Origin of the sequence: Natronococcus sp. A-GB1, from assembly GCF_029688845.1 — an archaeon.
Classification (GTDB): domain Archaea; phylum Halobacteriota; class Halobacteria; order Halobacteriales; family Natrialbaceae; genus Natronococcus.
In genome coordinates this window covers 122,612-147,986 of sequence record NZ_JARUKW010000012.1, presented here as the reverse complement: position 1 = coordinate 147,986, position 25,375 = coordinate 122,612, and the positions used below count along the sequence as shown (strand labels likewise).

General features: G+C 64.0%; 26 protein-coding genes and 1 pseudogene. 13 read left to right on the top strand and 14 right to left on the bottom strand.

Going from position 1 to position 25,375, the window contains the following annotated elements:
- Window positions 1-522: PAC2 family protein (locus tag QA600_RS15030; RefSeq protein WP_278292763.1), on the bottom strand; the 522-nt coding region annotated here is incomplete at its 3' end.
- 93 nt (window positions 523-615) lie between these two features.
- On the opposite strand from QA600_RS15030, the gene QA600_RS15025 reads away from it, so the two are divergent.
- Both QA600_RS15025 and QA600_RS15020 read left to right on the top strand, forming a co-directional pair.
- Window positions 616-1,524 carry an RsmB/NOP family class I SAM-dependent RNA methyltransferase gene (locus QA600_RS15025; RefSeq protein WP_278292762.1) on the top strand — a complete coding sequence of 303 codons (909 nt, stop codon included), beginning with the start codon at window positions 616-618 and terminating at the stop codon, window positions 1,522-1,524.
- Window positions 1,524-2,069: a hypothetical protein gene (locus QA600_RS15020; protein ID WP_278292761.1), complete on the top strand. Its 546-nt coding sequence runs from the start codon at window positions 1,524-1,526 to the stop codon at window positions 2,067-2,069. Before QA600_RS15025 ends, QA600_RS15020 begins: the two co-directional genes overlap by 1 nt.
- A gap of 5 nt (window positions 2,070-2,074) precedes the next feature.
- On the opposite strand, the gene QA600_RS15015 is transcribed toward QA600_RS15020, so the two are convergent.
- From QA600_RS15015 to QA600_RS14990, 6 genes are all read right to left on the bottom strand, one after another.
- A complete protein-coding gene (locus QA600_RS15015; protein ID WP_278292760.1) occupies window positions 2,075-2,467 on the bottom strand; it encodes a hypothetical protein in 393 nt (130 codons plus the stop codon).
- Complete coding sequence (locus tag QA600_RS15010) at window positions 2,464-3,120, bottom strand: SatD family protein (RefSeq protein ID WP_278292759.1); 657 nt, start codon at window positions 3,118-3,120, stop codon at window positions 2,464-2,466. The genes QA600_RS15015 and QA600_RS15010 overlap by 4 nt, the downstream gene beginning before the upstream one ends.
- 117 nt (window positions 3,121-3,237) lie before the next feature.
- A complete protein-coding gene (locus QA600_RS15005; protein WP_278292758.1) occupies window positions 3,238-4,767 on the bottom strand; it encodes a DUF790 family protein in 1,530 nt (509 codons plus the stop codon).
- Window positions 4,768-4,857: 90 nt separating this feature from the next.
- A complete protein-coding gene (locus tag QA600_RS15000; RefSeq protein WP_278292757.1) occupies window positions 4,858-6,333 on the bottom strand; it encodes a sodium/proline symporter in 1,476 nt (491 codons plus the stop codon).
- Between the two features lies 1 nt (window position 6,334).
- Window positions 6,335-6,466 carry a hypothetical protein gene (locus QA600_RS14995; RefSeq protein ID WP_278292756.1) on the bottom strand — a complete coding sequence of 44 codons (132 nt, stop codon included), beginning with the start codon at window positions 6,464-6,466 and terminating at the stop codon, window positions 6,335-6,337.
- 159 nt (window positions 6,467-6,625) lie between these two features.
- Window positions 6,626-7,390 (bottom strand): hypothetical protein, encoded by a 765-nt coding sequence (locus QA600_RS14990; protein ID WP_278292755.1) that lies wholly within the window; start codon window positions 7,388-7,390, stop codon window positions 6,626-6,628.
- A 185-nt stretch (window positions 7,391-7,575) separates the two neighbouring features.
- On the opposite strand from QA600_RS14990, the gene QA600_RS14985 reads away from it, so the two are divergent.
- On the top strand, window positions 7,576-7,944 hold the full coding sequence (locus QA600_RS14985) for a sensory rhodopsin transducer (protein ID WP_278292754.1): 369 nt from the start codon (window positions 7,576-7,578) through the stop codon (window positions 7,942-7,944).
- 249 nt (window positions 7,945-8,193) lie between these two features.
- Here the strand turns inward: QA600_RS14985 and QA600_RS14980 are convergent, their stop codons facing one another.
- On the bottom strand, window positions 8,194-9,000 hold the full coding sequence (locus QA600_RS14980; protein ID WP_278292753.1) for a ZIP family metal transporter: 807 nt from the start codon (window positions 8,998-9,000) through the stop codon (window positions 8,194-8,196).
- Window positions 9,001-9,304: 304 nt separating this feature from the next.
- Here QA600_RS14980 and QA600_RS14975 point away from each other — a divergent pair.
- A pseudogene (locus QA600_RS14975) lies at window positions 9,305-10,197 on the top strand (transposase); the annotation flags it as partial.
- Between the two features lie 253 nt (window positions 10,198-10,450).
- Here the strand turns inward: QA600_RS14975 and QA600_RS14970 are convergent.
- Together QA600_RS14970 and QA600_RS14965 are read right to left on the bottom strand one after the other, a co-directional pair.
- The gene (locus tag QA600_RS14970; protein ID WP_278292752.1) at window positions 10,451-11,026 is read right to left on the bottom strand and encodes a hypothetical protein; all 576 of its coding nucleotides are present in this window, start codon (window positions 11,024-11,026) and stop codon (window positions 10,451-10,453) included.
- A gap of 431 nt (window positions 11,027-11,457) precedes the next feature.
- Window positions 11,458-12,918 carry a DEAD/DEAH box helicase family protein gene (locus QA600_RS14965; RefSeq protein ID WP_278292751.1) on the bottom strand — a complete coding sequence of 487 codons (1,461 nt, stop codon included), beginning with the start codon at window positions 12,916-12,918 and terminating at the stop codon, window positions 11,458-11,460.
- 70 nt (window positions 12,919-12,988) lie between these two features.
- Here QA600_RS14965 and QA600_RS14960 point away from each other — a divergent pair, with 70 nt between their 5' ends.
- From QA600_RS14960 to QA600_RS14930, 7 genes are all read left to right on the top strand, one after another.
- A complete protein-coding gene (locus tag QA600_RS14960; protein ID WP_278292750.1) occupies window positions 12,989-13,651 on the top strand; it encodes a nucleotide exchange factor GrpE in 663 nt (220 codons plus the stop codon).
- A 638-nt stretch (window positions 13,652-14,289) separates the two neighbouring features.
- Entirely contained in the window at window positions 14,290-16,236 is a 1,947-nt protein-coding gene (gene dnaK / locus QA600_RS14955) for a molecular chaperone DnaK (protein WP_278292749.1), read from the top strand.
- A 233-nt stretch (window positions 16,237-16,469) separates the two neighbouring features.
- Window positions 16,470-17,624, top strand: a complete 1,155-nt coding sequence (gene dnaJ, locus QA600_RS14950) for a molecular chaperone DnaJ (RefSeq protein WP_278292748.1) — start codon at window positions 16,470-16,472, stop codon at window positions 17,622-17,624.
- A 92-nt stretch (window positions 17,625-17,716) separates the two neighbouring features.
- Entirely contained in the window at window positions 17,717-18,304 is a 588-nt protein-coding gene (locus QA600_RS14945; RefSeq protein ID WP_278292747.1) for a DJ-1/PfpI family protein, read from the top strand.
- A gap of 55 nt (window positions 18,305-18,359) precedes the next feature.
- Window positions 18,360-19,097, top strand: a complete 738-nt coding sequence (locus QA600_RS14940) for a hypothetical protein (protein WP_278292746.1) — start codon at window positions 18,360-18,362, stop codon at window positions 19,095-19,097.
- A 59-nt stretch (window positions 19,098-19,156) separates the two neighbouring features.
- Window positions 19,157-19,726 (top strand): FAD-dependent oxidoreductase, encoded by a 570-nt coding sequence (locus QA600_RS14935; RefSeq protein ID WP_278292745.1) that lies wholly within the window; start codon window positions 19,157-19,159, stop codon window positions 19,724-19,726.
- A gap of 62 nt (window positions 19,727-19,788) precedes the next feature.
- The gene (locus QA600_RS14930) at window positions 19,789-20,298 is read left to right on the top strand and encodes a DUF892 family protein (protein WP_278292744.1); all 510 of its coding nucleotides are present in this window, start codon (window positions 19,789-19,791) and stop codon (window positions 20,296-20,298) included.
- Window positions 20,299-20,316: 18 nt separating this feature from the next.
- On the opposite strand, the gene QA600_RS14925 is transcribed toward QA600_RS14930, so the two are convergent.
- From QA600_RS14925 to QA600_RS14910, 4 genes are all read right to left on the bottom strand, one after another.
- Entirely contained in the window at window positions 20,317-21,381 is a 1,065-nt protein-coding gene (locus tag QA600_RS14925) for an alpha/beta fold hydrolase (RefSeq protein WP_278292743.1), read from the bottom strand.
- 77 nt (window positions 21,382-21,458) lie between these two features.
- Window positions 21,459-22,403 carry a formyltransferase family protein gene (locus QA600_RS14920; protein WP_278292742.1) on the bottom strand — a complete coding sequence of 315 codons (945 nt, stop codon included), beginning with the start codon at window positions 22,401-22,403 and terminating at the stop codon, window positions 21,459-21,461.
- Between the two features lie 132 nt (window positions 22,404-22,535).
- Entirely contained in the window at window positions 22,536-22,826 is a 291-nt protein-coding gene (locus QA600_RS14915) for a PadR family transcriptional regulator (protein ID WP_278292741.1), read from the bottom strand.
- A gap of 1,333 nt (window positions 22,827-24,159) precedes the next feature.
- Entirely contained in the window at window positions 24,160-24,564 is a 405-nt protein-coding gene (locus QA600_RS14910; RefSeq protein ID WP_278292740.1) for a hypothetical protein, read from the bottom strand.
- Window positions 24,565-24,678: 114 nt separating this feature from the next.
- Here QA600_RS14910 and QA600_RS14905 point away from each other — a divergent pair, with 114 nt between their 5' ends.
- Together QA600_RS14905 and QA600_RS14900 are read left to right on the top strand one after the other, a co-directional pair.
- Window positions 24,679-24,909 carry a hypothetical protein gene (locus QA600_RS14905; RefSeq protein ID WP_049892393.1) on the top strand — a complete coding sequence of 77 codons (231 nt, stop codon included), beginning with the start codon at window positions 24,679-24,681 and terminating at the stop codon, window positions 24,907-24,909.
- A 9-nt stretch (window positions 24,910-24,918) separates the two neighbouring features.
- Window positions 24,919-25,335 carry a PIN domain-containing protein gene (locus tag QA600_RS14900; RefSeq protein ID WP_278292739.1) on the top strand — a complete coding sequence of 139 codons (417 nt, stop codon included), beginning with the start codon at window positions 24,919-24,921 and terminating at the stop codon, window positions 25,333-25,335.
- Window positions 25,336-25,375: the final 40 nt, after the last annotated feature.

Below are 25,375 nucleotides of genomic sequence, written 5' to 3'. Positions count from 1 at the left end.
TCCCAGACTATCGTCGTTGCGCTGTGCGGCGCGGTCGAGCAACGCCCCCGTGGGTCCGCTGACGACGCCGTCCTCGGGCGGCGTCGCGATCCCGTGGTCCTCGAGCGTCTCGAGTTGGCTTCCGGTGGCGACCCCGTACAGCGAGGGGGGTTCCTCGCGTTCGGCGGGAAGCCCGCTGAGGTAGATCGGCCGCACCTCTCGGGCGGCGATCCAGCTCGAGACGCAGTTCGCGACGCTGCCGACGGCCGGTGCACCGATCGGCACGTCGCTCTGCAGCGCGATCAGGTCGTGGGCCTCGCTGGCGTAGAGCCGAACGGGCGGGCGCACCCGGCCCTCACCGGCCCGGTAGGTCCCCACGCGGGGCAGTCCCTCGCAGTCGACGCTGGCGTAGTACTCCATCTCGAGTTCGCGGATCAGGTGGTCGGTGGCGATCTTGCCGACGAGGCCGACGCCGGGAAACCCCTCGACGAACGTCGGCTTCTCGAGCGATACCTCGGAGTCCTGTATCTGAATCCCTGCCATGTGCTGACAATCGCGGGTGAGCGACATAAAGACGGTGCCGACGTGCACGGCGCTTCGAAACCCACAAGCGACGGGCTCTCGAATCCACGGGCAATGGAGCCACTCGAGCGGTACCGGCCGATCGTCGACGACTTCGAGGCGTTTCTCGCCGCCTGCGAGCGACCGCTCGGCAACGCGGTCCGGGTGAACACGATCAAGGCCTCGGTCGACCGGGCGACGACCGTCCTCGAGGAGGAGGGCGTCGGCTACGAGGGTGCCCACTGGAACCCTCGAGTGCTGCGTCTCGAGACCGACTCGCCGGGCTCGACGTGGTCGTCGTTTCACGGGTTTACCCACGGCCAGGAGGAGGTGTCGGCGGTCCCCGCGACCGTCCTCGAGCCCGAACCCGGCGAGCGGGTCTGGGACTGCTGTGCCGCCCCCGGCGGGAAGGCGACCCAGCTCGCGGCGCTGATGGACGATCGGGGCACCGTCGTCGCCAACGACAGCAACCTCGGCCGGATTTCGGCGCTGCGATTCAACGCCGAACGGCTCGGTGCGACGAGCCTCGCGGTCACGAACGACGACGCCCGCAACTACTCCCTCGAGCGGTTCGACTTCGACGAGTTCGACCGCGCGCTCGTCGACGCCCCCTGTTCCTGTGAGGGGACGATCCGGAAGAACCCCGACGCGCTCGACGGCTGGTCGGAAGGCTACCTCGACGAGGTCTCGGGGATCCAGAAGGGGATCATCCGGCGAGCAGTACAGGCCACCGGCGAGGGTGGCACGATCGTCTACTCGACGTGTACGTTCGCCCCCGAGGAGAACGAGGCCGTCGTCCAGCACGTCCTCGAGCGCGAGGACTGCCGGATCGTCGACTTCGACCTCAGCCTCGAGCACTCTCCCGGGCTCACCGAGTGGGACGGCGAGGAGTACGACGAGCGTCTCGAGCGAGCCGCGCGGATCTACCCCCACCAGAACGACACCGGCGGCTTCTTCGTCGCGAAACTGGAGGTGACGGCCTGATGGGCGACGATACCGCGGACGGCGCGAGTGAGGGCGACCTCGAGCAAAACGACGGCCAGCGCTTTGGCCGGCTGCCGACGACCGCCGCGGAGCGGACCGTCGAGGGCCGAGCCAGCCGCGAGGAGGTCGTCGACTACTTCGCGGACCGCTTTGCGATCCCACCCGAGACGTTCGACGACTACACCTTCTGGGAAAAAGGGGCCGGCAAGATCTGGATCTACGGCGGCGACGCCCCTTCGCCGATCACCATCGAGGCGATCGGCATGACCTGTCTGCGAACCCGACAGGAGCACTGGAAGCCGACGACGGATTTCGTCCAGCGCTTCGGCCGGGAGGCCGGCGAGTGCGTGATCGAACTCGAGGCCGAGGAGGCCCGGGCGTTCGCCGCGGGCGAGGATCAAGACCTCGAGCGCTGGGACGGCGACTGGGGGTATCTGATCGCCGCCCACCGGATCGCGGGCGCACTCGAGCCGATCGGCGTCGGCCTCTACGTCCATGGGGAGTTGCGGTCGATGGTGCCGAAGGGGCGCCAGCGGGAGCTTTAAGCCGGTCAAAACACCGGTGCCGTTCCGCTCGCACCGACGAGAATCCGAACCACGATCCCAACCATCACGGAGTACGTGACGTTGACCAGTGTTCCGGCGAGATAGAACAGACTGTTATTTTTCATGTCGTCGCTCCGGATGATACTTTTTGCTGCGAAAATGACCGCGATCGCCGTGTACGCACCGACGAGGACCAGTGTCAACAGGAGAACGTTCTCCGTCTTCCCGACGACGACTCCAATATCGCGATCAGTGTCGGTAACGGTATCGGCGTACTCCGCGTCAGCCCACGAAAGTGTCCTCGTTACTACCGAACCGCTGGTCACGACCACTCCGAGGTAGGCAGCGGCGATGATCGCAGCATCGGTCACCGCCGGAGCAATACCGATTCCGGTCATCGGCCGTACGCCTCGAGCGTTCGCCGTAATCGGGTCTCGATCGTCTCGGCGAGTGGCCACGAGGCGCCCCGAAGCGCGTTCGAAACGGCTTGCTGGCTCACGTCCAGATCGTCGGCAACCGCTTGTTGATTGCCGGTTCGCTCGTACAGTTCGATTACGTCGCGTTGACGGTCGGTCCACGACTCACGGAGATGTAGCAGCAAGTTGATCTCGTCTGCAACTGCGGTATCGAGCGGGGCCGTCCGGGTATCAAGGTCGAACCGAAGACCGGTCCGCTCGATGGATTTCAGGAGTTCCGTCGCCCGGTGGAACGCCTCCCCGTCCATCTGTGAGACGTCTTGGTCGTCGACTCCGAACTCGATCTCCCCGGAAGCGACCGCAAGCCGAATGGAGTGTGGACGGAGGTGATCGGTGAGCGCGACGACGATGCTGTAGAGGTGTTCGACCGATGTCAACACAGCGCCGATTTCGTCGATACCTTTCAGAGCGGAAAGCGGCGTAGCGAAAGACTCCTCGTACGACTCCGTGACCGTCTGCCGAGTGTCCCTGAGTTGCTTTCGAAATCCGTCTCGATCGGTAATCTCCCTCGAACCGACTACGTCCCCGAGCAGGACATATTGTGAGGAAGGCGATTTGGAGTTGTCGAGTTGCATTCGTGTCTACCCCACACCCATACAACCAAAAAAGGTTGTTTTATCGGTTACAACCGCTGTGGGTTGTAGTACACCACTGAATCGGCGAGATCAGTCGTTCGCCCAGCGGGACAACCGTCAGCGTTCGACGACCGTCCCGCCCGCGAGCCCCTCCCACTCGACGCGGTAGCCGAGTTTCGAGAGCACCGCACTCGAGTCGCCGATCCCGTACTTCTCGAGGGTCGCCTCCGCCTCGGACAGCGACGAGCCGGCCTCGATCTCCTCGCCCAGCGTCTCGAGCACCGACGGTCGAACCAGCGTTCGGCCGACCAGTTCGTGCTCGGGGAAGGCGACGTCGGCCAGGGCGTCCTCGCTGACGCCGCGGTCGGCGGCCAGCTCCTCGAGCGTGTGAACGTCCGCGTCGGGTCGCAGCTCCTCGGGCAGCGCGGCCGCGCTGTCGGCGACGAGCTGGCGTTCGTACTCCCGGAGGACGTCGCGGACGTCCTTCAGCCGGACGCTGCTGGAGTAGGGGATCGCCCGGAAGTCCCGCGCCGCGATCTCCTCGCCGACGCCAAGCGACTCGTCGACGGCGACGACCAGCTCGACGTCCTCGAGTTCCGAGAGCTGTCCGAGCTTCTTCTCGACGTACTCGGGCGTCCAAAAGCCCATGATCTCGAAGAAGACCCGAAAGTCGCCATGCAAGTAGTCGAACGCGAAGTCGGGGATCATCACCCGCGTTCCGGTCTCGAGCGGTTCGGGTTCGCGGACGAGCTCCCAGTCGAGGTCGAGGCTCGAGAAGCGACCGGCGAAGTCGGCCTCGACGCCGCTGTCGAAAGAGACGTCGGCGACTGGGTCGGCGTCGGGCACCCGCACGGGATCGGCGTCGGTGAGCTCGAGGGAGCGTTCGGTACCCCGGTCGTCGATCGTCGCCTCGAGTCGCCACTCGCTTGCCTTCGCGACCGTTCGCAGCAAGCGAGCGAAACGGGTACCGTACCGACGGGTTGCGCGAAACAGGTGCGTGGGGCCGGTGACGACGACCTCGCGATCGCTCAGGTCGGTTTCGCTCGCGTCGACGGCGTCGGTCTTGCGGATCTCGTACATCAGCCGAAGTCGCTTGATCGCCGACACCAGCGCCTTCGGGTCGCTCGACCTGACGCGGAGTTGGGTGGCGTCGAACAGCGCCGTCTGGGCCAGCGAGAGGTTGTACTGGACGACGAGGCCGTCGGGGGCCCACCGGGAATCGACCGCCTCGAGAACCTGTCGTTCCTCGAGGTCGGCGTACAGCGCCCGCTCGAGGGCCGCAGTCGAGAGTCCGAGCCCGTCGGCCGCGCGGGCGAGCGCCGTCTCGCGCTCCGCGCCGGTGACGGCGCCGACGGCCTCCGCCGCCTCGAACGTCGCCCGTCGGGCGCGCTCCGGATCGATCTCGGCGTCGGTCTCGAACGTCGCCTCGCGCTCGAGCAGGGCCGAAAAACCCCGAACGAGCTTGAAGTGATCGGCGTCGCGCTCGAGGTCCGTGAGCGCGGCCTCGAGCTCCTCACGGGTGTGACCGACGTGACCCTGGTAGGTACCGATGACGCGGGCGGCGAGGGGACGGTGCTCGCGGCTCGCGAACTGCGGGTGGTACCCCCCGCCGGCCCTCGAGACGCGCAGCAGGTCCTTCGTCAGCATCTGTCTCGAGTCGGTGTGCCGGACGCAAAAGTGATCCGCACCGAGAGGACCGGCGAACCGGAGACTGTCCCAACGCGCCGGTCGGGTCAATCAGTCGTCTGCGGGAGAAGTGCTATCCGTCGTCGGCTCAGGTACACCCGCGACGTCGGCGCCGCTTTCGGCGGTCGCGAGCGTGACGCCGACGATCACGGCGATACAGACGGGCCAGACGAGGATCGGGAAGTAGTCCGGCAGCAGGTAGAGGTTCCCGATCGACGAGCCGAGGCCGACGACGATCCCCGCCAGGATCGCTTCCCCCGTCGTTCGCTCCCAGAACAGCATGAACAGCAGGGGCAGCCCGAACGTCGCGCCCAGTCCGACGTAGGCGAACTCGATGATCTCGAAGATCGTGCCGGGACGGACGAACGCGAGCGCGATACCGCCGAGCGCCAGGACGCCCACGGTCGCCCGGCCGAGCAGAATAAGCGTTTTCTGACTCGCGTCCGGATCGATCCGCTCCTCGTAGAACCGGGTGAAATCGGACGAGGCGACCAGCAGCATCGAGTCCGACGTCGAGAGAATCGCGGAGACGATCGCCGCGAGCAGGACCCCGGCGACAACGGCGGGGAAGAAGTCGACGATGGCCATCATCGCGACGTTCTCGGGGTTGTCAACGGAGCCGTAGAGGACGCGACCGGCGGCGCCGATGAGCAGCGGCACCGTCAGCCGCAGCGACTGGAAGGCGACGGCGATGACCGCGGCAGGGCTGAGCAGCCGTTCGGAGCGGATCGCCTGCAGGCGCATCAGCGAGTGGGGCTGGCCGATAGTTCCGAACGCGAACGTCACCCATGCGAGCGTGCCGATGAGGAGCGCCTGACCGGCGAGTCCGCCGGTGATATCGAGCAGCGCCGCGTCGTCGACGGCGCCGGCTTCGGCGACGAACGCCGACCAGCCGCCGACCTCGCCGATCATCAGGATCGGAAGGGTGACCGCCGCGACGAAGATCAGGATACCCTGAAAGACGTCGGTCCAGACCGAGGCGTTGAACCCACCGAGCATCGTGTAGAGCCCGACGACGACGCCGCCGACCGCGATGGCGATGCCGTAGTCGATCCCGATCCCGGTGTCCATCGCCTCGCCGACGGCGATGATCTGTGCGCCGATGTACGCGCCCATGAACACGAGGATCGAAAGGGTCGCGACGACGCGGATCTGTGTGCTGAGGCGGTCGTTCGTCACCGCCAGCGAGAGGTGATCGGCGATCGTGATAGAGCCCAGGTCCTCGGACTGGCGACGGAACCGCGACCCGACGTAGCGGTACATGAAAATGACGAGCAGGATCATCGTGATCGAGAACCACAGTCCGTTGATCCCGGTCGCGAAGCCGACGCCGACCCAGGCGAAGAAGGTCCAGCCGCTTGCGACCGAGGAGACCTCGGAGATGGCGACCGGCCACGTCCCGACGTCCCGACCGGCGAGCAGGTAATCCGAGAGGCGGTTCGTCTCCGTCGTCACGAAAAAGTACGCGCCGATCGCAAGCAGGATGAGCAGATACACCCCGAACGTGAGCTGAATCGTCGATACCATCCTATCGCCTCCCTAGAATCGAGACGTAGCCGTCATTGGTCGTCAGGTCGATCCAGTACAGCACGAGCGTCACAACCGGCAGAAGGATCATCGCAAGCAGGACGAGAGCTGTGTCAGTCGGTAAGCCGAACATATGTGGTGAGATGGCATACCGAGCCCTGATATAGTTATCGACTTTGCGCAGATTTTGGCGAGGTTTAAACACTTTCGCGACGATTTTTCGTCCGAATGACCTGTTTTGAGACACCGAAAGCAATGGCGGTCGGAGTTGCCGGAAGCTCATCGACGGAGACTACGCAACGAGCAGCAAGACTGTATAGACCGCCGCGCCCGTTGCGAACGCCCAGAACCGGCTCTGACGTTCGGCCGGCAGCTCCTCTTTGATCGCGTTGAGGATAATTCCGCCCGCGAGAAACGCGAACAGGACGTTGACGAACAGTTCGGTGACAGTGACGGCATACCCGACTACGACGCCGAAGACGACGGCGCCTGCGAGCAGCCACCGGCCGTAGCGGTGGTAGACCTCGCCGTGGTGTTCCCGGAGGCCGATATCGTTCACCACAAAATGCAGCGCCATCGCAACGACGAAGAAGGTCGTCCCCGTGACGTCCGGAGCCTCCTGATGGACGAGGAGGTAGCCGACGAGGGCGTTATATGCTGCGAACGAGGCCGTGTGGAGCCAGAACGCTCGATCCGAGGGCGTCGGCGGACCAGCCTCCAAGTCGTCCGGAGCGGCCCGCGTCTCCCTCGCGAAGCGCTCGAGTCCGTAGAAGGTGACAAAGCCCAGCAGCGCGATGATGTAGACGTGGTTGTCGACCGCCGTGAGGGGAGAGTCGGCCTCGTCGATGGCCGCCGCCGCGCCACCGATCTCGGGAAGGAGGTGGACGAAGACGTAGGCGACCGAGACGCCGCCCGCGACGGACAGCCACCGGCTCCGTGGGACGACCTCGAGGACGCGAAGCCGCCCGGCGAACAGGTGAACAGCCGCGAGGACGAGCGCGAACAGCGGCACCAGCACGACGAGCGCGCCGTCGAGACTTCCGGCAGCCGGGCTCATCGGCGAACGATCCGCGCCGGCGCAATCGTCGAACCGTCTATCATACACCACCTTCGGCGACGGATGACTTGATGCTGTAGGCGACTCCCTCGAAACGACCGCGAGCGTTCTCCGCACGATGCGACGTCTGGCGCCTGATGCTACAAGCCAGTGCATTATCCGCGCCACGGCCGTCGATGCACTCGATGATCGGCAATCACACCTGGTCGATCCCGGAGGGGTACATCCCCGAGGAGAGCACCGGCCCCGTTCCCGAGATGACCAGCCACGAAACCGTCTGCGTCCTCAACACCAACGACCAAGAAGCGACGATCGAACTCACGCTGTACTTCACCGACCGCGATCCTGTCGGTCCCTACGAACTCACCGTCCCTGCAGAACGGACCCGCCACTTCCGGTTCAACGACCTCGACGGTCCGGAGGCGGTGCCGAAAGGCGAAGATTTCGCGAGCGTGCTCGAGTCGGACGTTCCGGTCGTCTGCCAGCACACTCGCCTCGACTCGCGCCAGGCCGAGAACGCGCTCCTCACAACAATCGCACATCCGGGTGAGTAGTCGAAACGAAACACGGTGAACCCTGACGGCGTCCGTACTCCCGCCGCAGCGACGGATCGGACTCCCTTCGTGAAGACCTGCGGTTCCCGGATAGTCGACGCAACCATGGCGGTTCGGTCAGCGGCTGCACGTAGTTATTTGACGCGACGAGTTCGAATACCAACACACATAACCCGACGAACTACTGAGTGTGGGGTTTCATACGGTAGCGAAAGCAGCTGAGTCTTCCACTGTCGGTTTGTTTGTCTCTCACTCTGTAAGCAACAGGATGGGTGCCATGAGTGCGACACCGATAACGATGCCGAGAAATAACTCTCTACGACCACCGTTTGCCAACCCGGCTCCGTGACCGTGATCAAGTGCATCCGGAAAGATGTCGTGTAAGACGAGATAGATCATTGCACCAGCAGCAAATCCGAAGCCGTAGGGAAGAAATTCTCGTGCCCACACGACGAAGATGTAAGCGATACCAGCACCGAGTGGCTGTGGAAGGCTCGAAAAGACCGCCCAGCCAAAGATGTGCCAGTTCGGAACGCCGAACGTTTTCAACGGGATCGCAACCGCAAGCCCCTCGGGAATGTTCTGGACTGAGATTGCAACCGTAATAAACACCGCAAGAGACGGCACAACGAGTCCACCAAGCACGAGGTCGCCTTCGATACCGAGGTCAGCGAAAGCGACCCCCAGTGCAACCCCTTCGGGGAAGCTGTGAACGGTTAGCACGCCGACAATCAACACGAGTTTTTTGAAGTCCGCTTGAGCCATCTCTCGCGGGGCGAACTCGTAGCCCGTAATTACCCGATCAGCAACAACCACGACTCCGATTCCAACGAGGAGTCCGACACTAACTTCCACGAGAGTTCCCTCTTCAAGTCCCTCGAAAATGAATCCGAAAAGCGACGCAAACAGCATGACACCACCCGCAAACCCCCACAGGACGACCGTCAGCCGGTCACTGATTTCATCTACAAAAAAGAAAGGCAGTGTTCCCACGCCGCATACGGCTGCAGTAAAGATACCAACGGCGAGGACGATCCCCAGTTCATATCCGATCATATGATCGATTTAGTCCGTGTTAGCCACTAATCCATCAAATACCCCTCGGTTATCAGAATATGGTGTACGTGACTGTATCGAGGAATCAAGCACGGTCGGGTTGGCTGAGCAGTTGCAAGACTCGCGCCTTGTCTGCAGCATGTCTGCCTCGAGCTCTCTATCGGGTGGTGGATTATACGCTGAACGGGCGCAATACCACGGCCTTCAGGCCGTGGAGACGCGCCGTCACGTGGGAATCTCTCCACATGATGTAGCCAACTCGAGATTTGAAAGCGAACGTTGGACCGGGCAGGCGACATACCGTCTGTGGCTCTCGGAGATTGGTGACATTCCTATCAAGTTCCACCGAGACCTGCCCGACGGCGCCATCATCAAGACCGTCACGGTCAAACGCGAACCTACCGGCAAGTGGTACGCCATCCTCGGCGTCGAAACCCCTGACGACCCATCCGAGAAGCCCGACGAGGTGACTGACGCGGTTGGCATCGACGTGGGAATCCTGAAATACGTCCACACAGCGACGGAACAGCCGTCGAGTCGCCAGACCTTTCCGACGAACGCGAGCGGTTGGAACGCGCCCAACGTAACCTCTCGCGGAAGGAACACGGCTCGAACAACTGGGAGGAACAACGCAAGACAGTCGCTCGACGCCACGCCGACCTGAAGCGCAAGCGACGTGATTTCTTGCACAAACTCTCGGCGTACTACACCCGCGAGTACGACCTTGTCGCAGTCGAGAACTTGGACGCGAAGGGACTGGTCGAACTACCGGGCAACTCTCGGAACCGAGCCGGGGCCTCGTGGGGGACGTTCCTGCGACTGCTCGAATACAAGTGCGAACGGGGAGGGACGCACTTCGTTGCCGTGGACCCCCGAGGAACGACCAAAGAGTGCGCGTCATGTGCCGTCGAGACGGACAAACCGTTGTGGGTACGCGAGCATTCGTATCCGTCGTGCGGGTTCGGGGCAGACAGAGACGCGAATGCGTCGTGGAACCTTCTTTCTCGCGGTCTTGAGCAAGTAGGGACGGGCCGTCCCGAATCAACGTCCCCAGAAATCTTCGATTTCTGGCGTGCGAACGAATCGCGGAGCGATTCGTCAACGCCTGTGAAGACTACGCTCCCTACGGACACCGATTCGGTGTCTGCAAAGCGCGTTTGTCGAGGGAACCTCGACAGGCTGTCAGACGCAGTCTGACAACGTCATCGAAGCAGGAAGCCCCATCTGCTCACGGGCGCTCCGCGCCCGTTCGCATGGTCCGTGAGACCGAAGGTCTCACGCTACCCCTCAAGGAGCGAACCGCGTCAGCGGTGAGCGAGTAGGGTGGTGAGGAAGTCACTGCTATAGTAACAACCGAAACGGTTTGCACACCGATCGCACAGCCGTCGTACGATCGGGTTCGCACTGACTTTCAGTGGCTACTGTAGATCGTGTTAGTACAGAAAGCAGTCTATTCACCGGTTTGCGGTATCCGCTTTCCAAGCCAGATGAGCACTAGCGCTCCAAACGCGGTGAAGCTCAACCCAATCACGACCCACTTCGCGAACGTAAACACCGGCACCAGATGTGCGAGGACGGGGGCCCGATCAGGATAGAGCGCCATCACGATCGACGCCGACGTGTTCTCCATGAAATCCAGCAGTACCGCCAGTATCGGGAGCAACACCGTGTATCTGACCTGGGGACGTTCCGCCGCTTGCCCGAAATAGGCGATGCCGGCCCAGAGAAACCAGCCGTAGGCAAGCGGCCAGACGACGTCGAAGGTGAACCGGGAACGGATGTAGTACCGCCTTCCGTCTTCGCCGTAGGCGTTCGCCATGTCGTAGAGATCCGACGCGGAGTAGATGAACGATCCGTCCGGAGTGGGGGCGTCACCGAAGTACGCCGCGTTTCTGCTGGCTTCCTCCGGGAGGATAACCGTGAGAAACACGACGAACGTAGCCGTCGCGAGGCCCACCATACGACCGCTGGCGAACGAATACGACGTCTCAACGAGACGGTTACCTAGCGCCGCGGCCCGTTGCATACGATCAGTACTCATACGCAGTTTGAAAAACTGTGCTGCGTTGGTCAGCGTCGCCATCGTCAATGGTCGCTGACACGAAGCGAACGCCACTGCACGGGAACGACTTATCGACGGGGCTCTCACGTTTCTTCGTGAGCCGCGTCGAGTCGTCAGCGGTACCTACGACTTCGTCGATACCAGTTCGGTGTGGTATCCGCTGACAGAGGTGTATATGCGACCCTCGAGGAGGTCAGGTTTCTTACCAGCTCCTCCGTCGAGCTGGATCAGCTGGTGGCGTTCGTCGACGCGATGGCGCTCGAGCTGTCGTATGGTGGGTTGCCGACGAGTCGGAGTAACGGGGGAATCACAAGCCGAGTGACGTGCGTAGTTTGTGAAGTCCTGCCTACCGCTTGGACCCAGGACTGAAGTCGTGGGCTTCCGCTAGCCTTATCTCACTCCCGCCGGCGCCTCGAGGTCCGCTCCTCGGCGGTCTCGCTCGCGACGACCTCGTACAGCAGCGCCCGTCCGCCGTCTTCTTTCGGCCGCAGAATTCGTCCGAGCCGTTGGGTGAACTCCCGCTCGCTGCCGCTGCCCGAGAGGACGACCGCGACGTTGGCGTCGGGGACGTCGACACCCTCGTCGAGCACGTTCGAGGTCGCGATGCGCGTGTACGTCCCCTCGCGAAACCGCTCTAAGATCTCCCGTCGCTCGGCGGCGCCGGTCTGGTGGGTAATCGTCGGGATCAGAAACCGCTCGCTGACGTCGTACGCGAGCTCGTTGAACGCCGTGAAGACGATGATCCGCTCGCCACGGTGATCCTCGAGGATCCCCTCGAGCGCGTCGATCTTCGCCTCGCTGCCGTAGGTAATCTCGCGAGCGCGCTGGCGCGCGAGCAGCGCCTCGCGAGCTGCGGGATCCGAGCCGGATCGCTTGACGAGCTCCTGGTAGTCCGAGCCGCTCGAGAACTGGATGTTCGACGTCGCGAGGTAGTTCGCGAACACCTCCTGGTTGCGATCGTATTCCTCGCGCTCCTCGGGGGTCAGTGAGACCTCGAGCCGTTTCACGTCGTACGGTGCGAGGTGGTCGCCCGCCAGTTCGTCCGGCGAGATCCGGAACGCCAGGGGGCCGACGACGTCCTCGATGACCTCGTGGGCGCCGTCGGGTCGCTCGAAGGTCGCGGTCAGCCCCAGCCGCGCGGGCGCTGCGAGCAGCCGGGCGATCTCGCGGTAGCCCTCGCCGCCGAGGTGGTGAACCTCGTCGAAGACCACCAGCCCGAACCGATTCCCGACGGAGTCGGCTTTGAGGTAGGCCGAGTCGTACGTCGAGACGGTGATCGGTCCGATTCGTTGTTCGCCCCCGCCGAAGCGCCCGATCTCGAGATCGAACTCGCGTTCGAGCTCCCGTTGCCACTGCTCGAGCAGATCGATCGTCGGAACGACGACGAGCGTCGGGGTCGCGAGGCGTTCGATCGCCTTCAGCGCGATGACGGTCTTCCCGCTGCCGGTGGGGAGCTCGAGGACGCCCGCGGGGGCGCGGTCGACGGGGAGCGTTCCGTCGGGTTCGAGGCCCGCCCAGCGGTCGGTCTCGAGCCAGGCCGACAGCGCCTCCTGCTGGTACTCGCGGAGTTCGTAGGCCGAGCGAAGTTCCGAGAGGGGGTCGGTTTCGAGCACTCGATCCCGGACAGGTACGTCCTCGAGCGCCAGCGCCGTCCGAAGCGGCGCGTACCGTAGGGCAGGAACGCGTCGCCCGCCCGATCTGGGATCCGACTCGAGCTCCGGAACGCGCTCTCGTAGCGCCGACACGAGTTCCGGAGTCAGTCTCTCGAGGCGGACGGTTCCGTCCTCGTACCGGAGCTCGATGGCCCCCTCTTCGACCGTCGGTGTCACGCCGAACACTGCGGTCGGCGGGCACATATATCGTCGGATCGAACCCCGTCGAGTCCGGATCTCAACCCTTTTACCGCCGCTGGCCGTTGACCCGATCATGAGCGAAGACGAGGGCACGGACGCGTCAGCCCAGGGTGTCCCGTCCGAGGATCGACCCGACGACGGCGACGGCGTCGAGACCGACGCGGGTGACGAATCGGACGCGGAAACGACCGAGCCGGAGACGGATGTGACCGGCGACGAGACCGAAATCGATGAGGAGACCGTCGAGCAGCTCCGCGCGGAGCTCGAGGAGGCCGAAGCAGAGATCGAGGACCTCGAGAGCCGCCTCAAGCGCAAGCAGGCCGACTTCCAGAACTACAAGAAGCGCGCCAAAAAGCGCCAGCAACAGATCAAGGATCGGGCGACCGAGGATCTGGTCGAGCGACTCGTCGGCGTCCGGGACAACCTCAAGCGGGCACTCGAGGAGGACAGCGACGACGTCGAGAGCCTACGGGAGGGCGTCGAGATGACGATGCGGGAGTTCGACCGCGTGCTCGCCGACGAGAACGTCTCCGAGATCGACCCCGAGCCCGGAACCGAGGCCGACCCCCAGCGCCACGAGGTCATGATGCAGGTCGACAGCGACCAGCCCGAAGGGACCATCGCCGACGTCTACACACCGGGCTACGAGATGGGCGAGAAGGTCATCCAGAACGCCCAGGTGACGGTGTCAAACGGCGAACTCGAGGCCGCCGGAGACGAGGACACGGCGGAGTAGTTCCTAAGCAGCGTACCCGTTCTGTCTGCGAAACCGACCTCAGCATACACCTGGGAATTGTTTTCGTGGTAGTAGCACGGAGCACGGCTGCGCTATCCGCTCCGCGAACCGACGCTGGACGAACCGACGAAGACCTGCTCACGTGTCGTCACCCGTGGTAAACGAAGAGGGTGCCACAGCGTACACGATGAAACCGATAGCCGTGGCCCCAAATATCATCCAAACCGGTCCGACAGTTCCGACAGAGACCGAAATGGCTAACAGAGCCAGTGCGACAGCGATTATCGCGGCCCGAATCGCACGCAGGTGTGCACCGAGTAGCGCATCGTCCATATCCAATTCCGCTCCCGGATGGTAATATGTTTTATAGGTTTGCGGACGGCGGATCGGAGTCCCGAGTGAGTTGCTCGTACCGTGTACTCGGCACCCTTCGGCGACCGGACACCAGCCCGTGCAGTACCCACGTGGCGTACACCGAGTCGGATCGTTCGAAGGCGGACCCGCAACTGGGTCCGGAACCTCGTCTCAGAGGCGATATCCGGCTCGAGAGCGCTCTTCTTACCGCATCTACTATAATCCAAAGTGCGCTCGCTCGCTGTGATAAGCTTTAAACCAAAGTGAGCATTACCCGTCTCGTAATGACGAGCAACAAGATTCTCGGTATCGACCTCGGTACCACGAACAGCGCGTTCGCGGTCATGGAGGGAGGCGATCCGGAGATTATCGCCAACGGCGAAGGCGAACGGACGACGCCGTCGATCGTCGCGTTCAACGACGACGAGCGACTCGTCGGCAAGCCGGCCAAGAACCAGGCCGTCCAGAACCCCGACCGGACGATCCAGTCGATCAAGCGCCACATGGGCGAGGAGGACTACACCGTCGAGGTAGACGACGAGGAGTACACGCCCGAGGAGATCTCGGCGATGATCCTCCAGAAGATCAAACACGACGCCGAGGAGTACCTCGGCGATGACATCGAGAAGGCCGTCATCACGGTACCGGCGTACTTCAACGACAAGCAGCGCCAGGCGACCAAGGACGCCGGCGAGATCGCCGGCTTCGACGTCGAGCGTATCGTCAACGAGCCGACCGCGGCGTCGATGGCCTACGGTCTCGACGACGAGTCCGACCAGACCGTCCTCGTCTACGACCTCGGTGGCGGCACGTTCGACGTCTCCATCCTCGACCTCGGCGGGGGCGTCTACGAGGTCGTCGCGACCAACGGGGACAACGACCTCGGTGGCGACGACTGGGACGAGGCGATCATCGACCACCTCGCCGAGGAGTTCGAGGCCGAACACGGGATCGACCTCCGCGAGGACCGCCAGGCCCTCCAGCGGCTGAAAGACGCGGCCGAGGAGGCCAAGATCGAACTCAGCAGCCGAAAGGAGACGGACATCAACCTGCCGTTTATCACCGCGACCGACGACGGCCCCGTCCACCTCGAGGACTCGCTGACCCGCGCGAAGTTCGAGAGCCTCACCGAGGACCTCATCGAGCGCACCGTCGAACCGACCGAGCAGGCCCTCGAGGACGCCGGCTACGACGAAGGAGACATCGACGAAGTTCTCCTCGTGGGTGGCTCGACCCGGATGCCTCAGGTCAGCGAGAAAGTCGAGGAGCTCACCGGCCAGGAGCCCCAGAAGAACGTCAACCCCGACGAGGCCGTCGCGCTGGGCGCGGCGATTCAGGGTGGCGTGCTCTCGGGTGACGTCGACGACATCGTGTTGCTCGACGTCACCCCGCTGTCGCTGGGGATCGAGGTCAAGGGCGGGCTCTTCGAGCGCCTGATCGAGAAGAACACGACAATTCCGACCGAGGAGTCGAAGGTGTTCACCACCGCGGCGGACAACCAGACCTCCGTGCAGGTCCGGGTATTCCAAGGCGAACGCGAGATCGCCGAGGAGAACGAACTGCTCGGCGAGTTCCACCTCACCGGCATTCCGCCGGCCCCGGCCGGAACGCCCCAGATCGAGGTCACGTTCTCGCTCGACGAGAACGGGATCGTCAACGTCTCCGCCGAGGACCAGGGCTCCGGCGAGAGCGAGGAGATCACCATCGAAGGGGGCGTCGGCCTCTCCGACGACGAGATCGAGGAGATGCAACAGGAGGCCGAGCAACACGCGGAAGAAGACGAGAAGCGGCGCCAGCGCATCGAGGCTCGTAACGAGGCCGAGGCGACGATCCAGCGCGCCGAGAAGCTCCTCGAGGAGAACGACGACCAGATCGACGACGACATTCGCGCCGACATCGAGGCGGCGATCGAGGACCTGGAGGAGACGGTCGACGACGACGAGGCCGACGCCGAGGACCTCGAGGACGCGACCCAGACGCTCAGCACCGAACTGCAGGAGATCGGCAAGCAGATGTACCAGCAACAGGCCGGCGCGGCGGGCGCCGGCGGTGCTGCTGGCGGTCCCGGCGGCGCCGCTGGCGGTGCAGCCGGTGCCGGCCCCGGCGGGATGGGCGATATGGGCGGCGCTGCCGGCCCCGGTGGTGCTGCCGCCGGTGACGACAGCGAGGAGTACGTCGACGCCGACTTCGAGGACGTTGAAGACGGCGGCGATAACGAAGACGAAAACTGACAGGACGAGTCCTCATTCGTCCGCACTCTTCAATTTGTGCTGGTGACCACAACGACGGTCGAACGAGGCGACCCGACAGCGGGAGACCGCGTGACGGCTGTACCAGCGCGCCGTCTCGAGGCCGACGCCCAAGCGACACACCCGAGGGTCGTGATCGGCGCAGTTCGTCAGCACACCCGGTAGCCAAGGGAACGGTCGTTTCAAGTGTCTCAACCGAGTACGGCCCACAACGAATGAGTGAGGATTTCTACGACGTTCTCGGCGTGAGTCGCGACGCGTCCGCCGACGAGATCAAAAGCGCCTACCGGGAGAAGGCCACGGAGTACCACCCGGACGTCAGCGACGACCCCGACGCCGAGGAGAAGTTCAAAAAGATCCAGAAGGCGAAGCAGGTGCTGACCGACGAGGAGAAGCGAGAGGCCTACGACCGGATGGGTCACGACCGCTACGAGCAGGCCGAAAAACACGGCTACGACGCCGGCGGCGGCGCGGGCGGGATGGGCGGCGACCCGTTCGGCGGCATGGGCGGCGGGATGGGTGGCGGCGGTCTCGGTGACATCTTCGAGCAGGTCTTCGGCGGCGGCGGCGGTCGTGGTCGCCAGCGCCCGCGCAAGGGTCGCGACCTGCGAACCGAACTCGAGATCACGCTCGAGGAGGCCTACGAGGGCGTCGAGAAACAGTTCACTGTCGAGCGACCCGAGGCTTGTGACACCTGTGATGGCGAGGGTCACCCGCCGAGTGCCGATGCCCAGACCTGTCACGAGTGTCAGGGACGGGGCCAGGTGACGCAGGTCCAGCAGACGCCGCTGGGTCGCGTCCAGCAGACGACCGCCTGCCCGCGCTGTGAGGGGGAGGGAACGCTGTACTCCGAGACCTGTAGTGACTGTCGCGGCGAGGGGTACGTCCGCGGCGAGGCGACCCTGACCGTCGAGGTACCGGCCGGAATCCAGAGCGGTCAGACACTCCGGATGGAACGGGAGGGGTCCCCCAGTCCCGAGGGCGGTCCGCGCGGTGACCTGCTGATCGACGTCGCGGTCGCCGAGCACGAGGACTTCGAGCGCGAGGGTGACGACCTTCGCCACCGACTCCCGATTTCGTTCCCGCAGGCGACGTTCGGCGACACGGTCCAGGTGCCGACGCTTGACGGCAGCGTCGAGTTCGACGTCCCCGAGGGGACCCAGAGCGGGGAGACGTTCCGCCTGCAGGGGAAGGGAATGCCCCGCTTGCGCGGCCGCGGCCACGGCGATCTCTACGTCAAGGTCCAGATCGTCACCCCCGACTCGCTCAACGAGGAGCAACGCGAGGCCCTCGAGGCGTTCGCCGAGGCCGGCGGCGACGAGATCGAGGTCAACGAGGGCTTCTTCGAGAAGATCAAGCGAGCGTTCTAGCTGAATCCGAACGACAAACGAGTCGCTTCCCCTGACTGTCGCCACAATCGTCGGTACGAGTTTTGCTCCTCCGTGGTGTGTGCACGGACGCCATGTCCGAACAGATACTCTTGCTGGCGGGTGACTTCGTCGAGGACTACGAGGTGATGGTCCCGTTCCAGGCGCTACAGGCGGTCGGCCACGACGTCCACGCGGTCTGTCCCGAGAAGGACGCGGGCGACCAGTGTTCGACGGCGATCCACGACTTCGAGGGCGATCAGACCTACACCGAGAAGCCGGGACATAATTTCGAGCTGACCCACGAGTTCGACGCGATCGAGCCGAGCAACTACGACGCGCTCGTCGTCCCCGGCGGCCGCGCGCCCGAGTACCTCCGGACCTACGACGAGGTTCTCGAGACGGTCCGGCACTTCTTCGAGGAAGAGAAACCCGTCGCTTCGCTGTGCCACGGGCTCCAGATACTCGCAGCGGCGGACGTCCTCGAGGGCCGGACCTGTACAGCCTACCCCGCGCTCGAGGCCGATATACGTCAGGCCGGCGCGGAGTGGGAGGAGGGCGTCGCGCGGGACGGCAACCTCGTGACCGCCCAGGCCTGGCCCGACCACCCCGAGTGGCTCGCGGCGTTTCTCGACCTGATCGGGACCGACCTCGAGCAGCCGGCGGAGGCGGCCGACGACTGATGACCGACGCCAGCGAGTCGGCGCGCTTTTTTGGGGTCGGCCCCCACTCGAGAGTATGAACGCCGCGACAGTCGACGACCTGCTCGCGCGAGAGCGACGCGGCGACCGAACGGCGCTGGTCGACGCGACCGGGCGCGAGTACGACCGCCACTGGCTCTGTACCTCCTCGTGGAAGGCCGGCAACTTCCTTCGTCACTCGGGCGTCCGCGAGGGCGTCACCGTGGGCGTCGTCGGCGAGGGTCCCCTCTCGCTGCTCGCCTTCTTCGGCACAACCCTGCTCGAGGGGACCACGCGGTTCGATCCGCCGACCGAGCTCGCCGACGACGAGCGGTTCCGGGCCCTCGTCGCGCCGACCGACGAGGGCGGCGCCTACGAGCTGCCGCCCGGCGCTCAGCGGGTCTACTACGGCGACAAGCCCGACGAGCCAGGGGTCCACCACTTCGACGCCGGACTCTGGAGCGAGAACCCCTCCTTCCCCCCGCTTTCGGTCGATCCGGAGACGGCGCTGGTGACCGACGGGGAGCGAACGCTCACTCATGGCGAGGCCCTCGAGGCGGCCCGCGGGGTCGTCGAGAAACACGACCTCGAGGCCGACGATCGAGTCGTCGTCCGGGCGCCGCTGTCAAATCCTGGAACCGTCGTCGCCGGTGTGCTCGCGCCGCTACTGGTCGAGGGAGGGATCGTTCTCGCCGATGGAACCGAGGGCGATCGCGAGAAGCGCGGAGAGGTTGCCGTCTCGAGCGATCCCGCCCCCGAGCCGGCCCGGATCGGCGTCGAGGGGATCGGCTACTGATATCGGAACGCACCGCCCCTTACACAACCGTTTACTGGCTCTCCGTGGAAGGACCGGCCATGCCAGACGTAGCCATCGTTGGCGGCGGTACAGCCGGACTGAGTGCGGCGCTTTTCACCGCGAAAAACGGCCTCGAGACGGCGGTCTTCGACACCGACGAGACGTGGATGCACAAGGCCCACCTGTTCAACTACCCGGGAATCCGCAGCATCAGCGGTAGCGAGTTCATGTCGGTTACCCGGGGCCAGGTTCAGGATCGGGGTGCTGACCTCCATATGACCGAGGAGGTGACCGACGTCGAGGAAACCGACGACGGGTTCCGAATCGAGACCGCCGACAGCGAGTACGAGGCGACGTACGTCGTGCTCGCGACCGGTGCCGACCGATCGATCGCCGAGGAGATCGGTTGCGAGTTCGACGACGACACCGTCGACGTCAATCTCAGCATGGAGACGAGCGTCGAGAACTGCTACGCGACGGGCGCGATGGTTCGCGCCGAGGAGTGGCAGGCCGTCATCGCCGCCGGTGACGGTGGCGCGGCGGCCCTCGACATACTCAGCACGGAAAAGGGCGAACACTACCACGACTTCGACACGCCTGGTGACGTTCCGACGTTCGAGTCGGAGTAACTGCAACCCACCCTGCGTGTTCGTGGTCGGCGATTATTCGGGGGCGAGCGCTTTGACGTAGTATGAGCATCGACACACTCGAGGGGCTGTTCGTCTACAAACTCCGCCAGCAGTACTACGTCGAACGGGAACTCGTCGAGACCCTCGACGAGCTGGCGACGAGCGCGAACAACGGGCGGCTGCGTCAGAGCTTCGCCGACCACCGCGAGGAGACTCGAGCCCAGATCGAGCGACTCGAGGCCGTCTTCGAGGCGCTAGACGTCCGGGCGGAGACCCGGGAGGCGCCGATCCTCGACGCGATCGACGCCCAGCGACGGGGTTTCGAGGAACAGATCGACGACGAGGACCTGCTCGACACCGTCTACCTCAACATCGGGCTGATGACCGAACGGGTCGAGATGACGACCTACGAGGGGCTGTCGATGCTCGCGACCGAACTCGGGCTCGACGAGACGGTCAGAGAGCGCCTCGAGGCGAACTACGACGAAGAGCAGTCGACTCACGGCGAACTCGACACGCTGGCGGCCGCCTCCGAGATGAAGTCGCTGTGGGATCGGTTGACGCCGTCGTAAGGGGTCTCGGCGGCTATCTCAGCCTCGCTCTGCGAGCCAGTCGGCGACCCGGGGCCACCCCCGATCGTGGGCGACGTCCGCCACGGAGAGCCCGACGTGGCCGGTCGGGAGCTCGACGATCTCGGCCTCGTCGGTCCCGATCGCCTCGAGGATCGGGACGCTTGCCTCCCGTGGGACGAACTTATCGTCCTCGCCGAGGACCAGCAGGGTTGGCGCGTCGATCGCCGACAGCTCGATCCGTCGACCGCCGAGCTCGAGCTCGTTTTCGATCAGCCGGTTCTCGAGGAGCAGGTCCCCGACGAACTCGCGGTAGAGTCGCGCCGGAATGTCGGGGCCGCCCTCGACCCACTCGAGTTTTCGACCCTGTCCCTCGACGAACGCGGGATCGTCCAGTCGGTCCCAGAGTCGAAGCGGCGCGGTGACGGTGTACTCGACCGGCTTCCGGCACGCAAGCCCGATTTCGAGCAGCGGCGTCGGAACGGCGTCGAACACGCTCGCGATCCGCTCGTGATCGTGTCCGGCGGCGAGCGTCCGAAACAGTTCCAGGTCGTCTCCGGCACGGAAGTCGATCGGCGGTCCTTGGAGGACGAGCGTCCGGACGCGATCCGGAAACAGGGCAGCGTAGGCGACGACGAGCGGGACGGACGTCGAGTAACCCAGCAGGTGTACCGACTCGGTCCCCTCCCGCTCGCGGACGGTGCCGACGCAGTTCGCGAGGAACCGCGTCACATAGTCTGTGAGCCCGAGCGAGCGGTCGATCCGCGAGGGATCCCCCCAGTCGACGACGTAGACGGGAACGCCCCGCTCGAGGAATCGGCCGACGACGCTTCGTTGCGGCGAGAAATCGAGGATTGAGGGGTCGTTGATGAACGCGTAGGCGATCACTACCGGCGTCGCGTCGGTCGGCCGCTCCGGATCGTACCGTCGGAGTCGAACCGGTGGCTCCTCGTAGACCACGTCGTACGGTGTCTCGCCCGGTTCGGCCGCGGCGAGCTGGAGCGTTCGGTACGGTGCCTGTCCGAGCTTCCGGGGGGTTCGGACGGCCCGGTTCGTGAGCTGACGCGAGAGCTCGAGGGGATCCATCTGTCGTCCGTACTCGGACGGGCCACACGCTTGAGCCGCATCCTTGCAGGGTTCGACGCTTCGGAGTCGTGTCGTGGCTAATCCCCAGAGCGCGGGCGACCTGGGCTCGAGGCGGGCGGGGACGACCCGGTCGGCGATTCGACGGCCCCGCTCTCCCGCCGAAGCCGTCGCTCGGCGCGTCCGGCGAGGTTCTTCAGCAGGATACGACCCGAAAACGAGAGGCTGTGGCGCAGTTTTCGGTAGTAAACCTCGCCCAGCTCGGCCTCGGGGACGGTCGTCGGCTCGAACGTCGGATCCCGAAGATTGGCGACGCCCTCGCTCAGCAGCGAGATCTGGCGGCTCACGACGCGGTCGAAGACGTCCCACAGCGTGGCGCAGTCGTCGATCGAGACGTCGTCGTAGGCGACGATCTCGCCGCCGTCGATCGACTCGTTTAGCCGCTGGAGCGTGGCGCCACACCGGTCCCGCCCGTCGTGGAACACCGCCGGCGGCCCCATCCCTCGGTAGGATCGAATGTCGGCGGGATGGAAACTCAACACGCCGAATTCGGGTGCCTCGAGGATCGGTCCACGGACGAGCCCGAAACCGAAAAGTACCAGCGCGTCACACTCCTCGGCGACGCGGTCGACGACGTCGTCCGGGAACTCGTACCAGGCGCCGTCGGTTTCGGGCTCACACCGGACGTGATCGGCGTCGGCAAGGACAGCGACGTTCTCGACCGACCGACGCCGCCAGAGCGGCCGCTCCTCGCCGATCAGCTTGGCGAGGTTGCGCTCCGCAAGCACGAGCGCCCACGCCCGCTGGCGCTCGAGCAGGTCGACGAACTGTCGGGCGTCCGTCAGCCCGATTCGGTTTCGCGTGTTCCACGCCTCGGGGTCGCCATCGGCTTTCTCCTCGTTGGTGACGACCAGCGACACCGTCACGTCGTGGTCGGTCCGTAGCTGCTCGAGGGCGCGGACCTGCCACTCGTTGAGGTACGGGTCGGCCAGAATCCCGATCGTTCTCGGCCCGGATCGTGTCATTGTAGAGTCGTCCGCTCGTTTCCCCCTTAGTTACAGTCCCCGTGCGTTCGGTTACGCCCTCCGAACAGAAGCGGAAACTGGCTCGATACGAACTCGCCGCTGGTGTCCGAAGAGATGAAAAGAAGACGCCGACTACGACTCCGAGGGCAGTTCCTCGACGTACTGCTGTTCCCACTCTCGGCGCGCCTCGAGTTCGCGCTTGCCCCGTCGAGTGACGGTGTAGAAGTTCGTCCGTCGGTCGACCTGCCCCTTCTCGACGAGTCCCTTGTCGACGAGCGTGTCGAGGTTCGGGTACAGCCGCCCGTGGTGGATATCCTTCTCGTAGTACTCCTCGAGTTCTTCCTGGATCGCTAGCCCGTGGGGCTCGTCCTCGCCCTCGATGACGTACAGAAGGTCCCGCTGAAAGCCGGTTAAGTCATACATGTTTCCTCGGTTGAGCTATTGATATAATACGATATCGGAATCGACCGATTCCCGGATCGGATCAGCGACGCTCTCGACCAGACGGTCCCGAACGATAATCACCTCGTGAGGACCACGTCGGTACCACGACACTCGGGACAGATTCGTTCGCCCCCGACCCTCGGATCCCCGTCGCGAATCCGCCAGTTGAGTTCGTTTGCGCCCCCGTTCCAGCGACAGGTTCGACACTCGGATTGCATCGGCTTCGGTACGTCGTGTGGAGTGATACCTGTTTTCACACGGTGGTGAGCCGGTAGGCGGACCGAGACGTGCTCGGAGGAGGACTCTCACGGGTGCAAGCATCGAACGCGCACACGGCGAACGGTCGGAGCGGACGAACCGGCGACGCCCTCGCGTGGCGTTGCGGTCGGACGAAACGGGACGGCACCGGGAACCGCTCACTCGTTCGTTGCGTACGGATCAGTCGGTGCGCTCTCTAGCACTTCGAACGACGTCCCCCCGCAGGAACACTGGCGGACGCCGATCGGCTCGATCGCTCCGCCGTCCGACTGCCGGACTGCGAATACGTTTCCACACTTCGTACACGTTCCAGCAGCCCTGGTTTTGGACGCCATACACGTTTCATCACCATCAAGTAACATAAGGCGTCCGTGAATACAACCGTAGTACTCGAGTTGTTACTACGGGTGTAACAACCACGTCGTTCGGCGGGCAGATCGCGCGGTCGCGTTCGACTCTCCCTGTTGTCAGATCCGACTCGAGCGAGGACGGACGGCGAGGACAAGCCGGGTCGGTTCAGCCACGCCTCCAGTGGCCACTGAACGTCGTCGCACGCCCGCTCACGAGAGGACGCTCGGAGACCGGGCCGTTTTCCGGTCTCCGGGCGTTGTCCGTGAGCCGTGTGAAAAACGTTCCAGCCGTAGCTGTAGCGGCCGAACGCGCCGAGAAACCGCGCGAGGTGAAGTCCCGCTTCAACTCGCTCCGTGTGGTTCGTATCTGGTTCGTGGTGCGAGGTCGGTGGGATCGAAGGTGAAGGCATGACCTCTGACCGTTAGGGTAGTTCGAATAACTCCCCCACCGACCACCTGGTTCTACTTAGGGTGGTTACAATAATCTTTTTATTAGTCAGGTGTAATAAGAAGTTCCGAGCTGTGACTAAACATACTAGAGGGGCCGCCGTTCGACTGCGGACCGATATGTCTCGCGTCAGAACCACGGATCGATACGGACGTCTCGACCGACGCTCCAGTCGCTCGAGGCGTGAGGTCGGACGCTTCGAAAGAGCAGCGATGGGGGGAGGGGAGTGGCCGAGGAAACTCACGAGCGATGCCTGTCAGAGGCAGTATTCCACCGGCCGTTTCATGAAATAACACACTGGAATAAATACTTTCTGTCCGGAGATACTGACGGTGGACATCGTCTGGAGCGGCGCTATGCTGCCGGGAATGATGCTCGAGACGACGTGGATCTCGAAGAACCGTGGCGGCGGACTGCCTGGCGTCGTCCGGGTTTCGTTCGTTGCGATCGTCTCCGGGTCGGGGCTCGTGATCGTGACGCAACGTTTCGAGCGAATCGGAGTGGAGAACGCGGGCTGTGCGGCGAAGTCGGCGGCAAGAGACAACCGCTGGCGGATAGCCCGAGTGCGGTGCCGACGCCGGCGAGGACCGTTCGTCTGTTCATGGCCGATATCTGGCAAGTACAGATAAAGCCCTTCTTCAAAATGAAACGGCTGTTTCACTCGGTTCGTCCATCGGGTCGCTCTCGAGCGACCCGAACCGTCACGTCGCGTCGCTCGTGCAAGACCGTGAACTAACCGAAAAGCACAGTATTCTGTGTACCCACAGAAGCCTGTATGCCCAGTATTACGGTCAACGTGGACGACGACCTCAAAACGCGCATGGAGAACCATCCGGAAATCAACTGGAGCGAGGTCACGCGACAGGCCATCCAGGAGAAGGTCGAGACGCTCGAGATGATGGACGAACTCACCGGCGAGAGCGAACTTACCGAGCGCGACGTTCAGGAAATCGCCGATAGGATCAACGAGCGTGGACGTAAGCGCATCGACGAAGAGTCGGCGTAGACTCGACGGATGAACCTGGTCATCGACGCCAACGTTGTCATCTCCGCACTCATCGCCGACTCGAAAACGCGGGAACTTCCCGTCACACTCGAGCCGGATCTCCTGACGCCCGAATTCGTCCACGACGAAGTCGAGAACTACGAGGATCTGATCGTCGAGAAATCCGGAATGAATCCGGATCGCGTAACCCAGTTCATCGACCTCTTATTCCAGTATATCGAGGGCGTTCCTGCCGACGACTTCCATCCGGCTATCGAGACGGCAGAAGCGGCAATTGGAGACACCGACCCTGACGATGTGCTGTATCTCGCGTGTGCGATCGCCAGCGATGCTGCAATCTGGAGCGACGATTCCGACTTTGGCGAACAGAGCCTGGTCGAGACGTATTCGACGAGTGATGTGGTTGCCTCGTTCGACACACGCTAATGCGGTCGAGTCGCCCCTCAGAACTTCGATACTATAGACA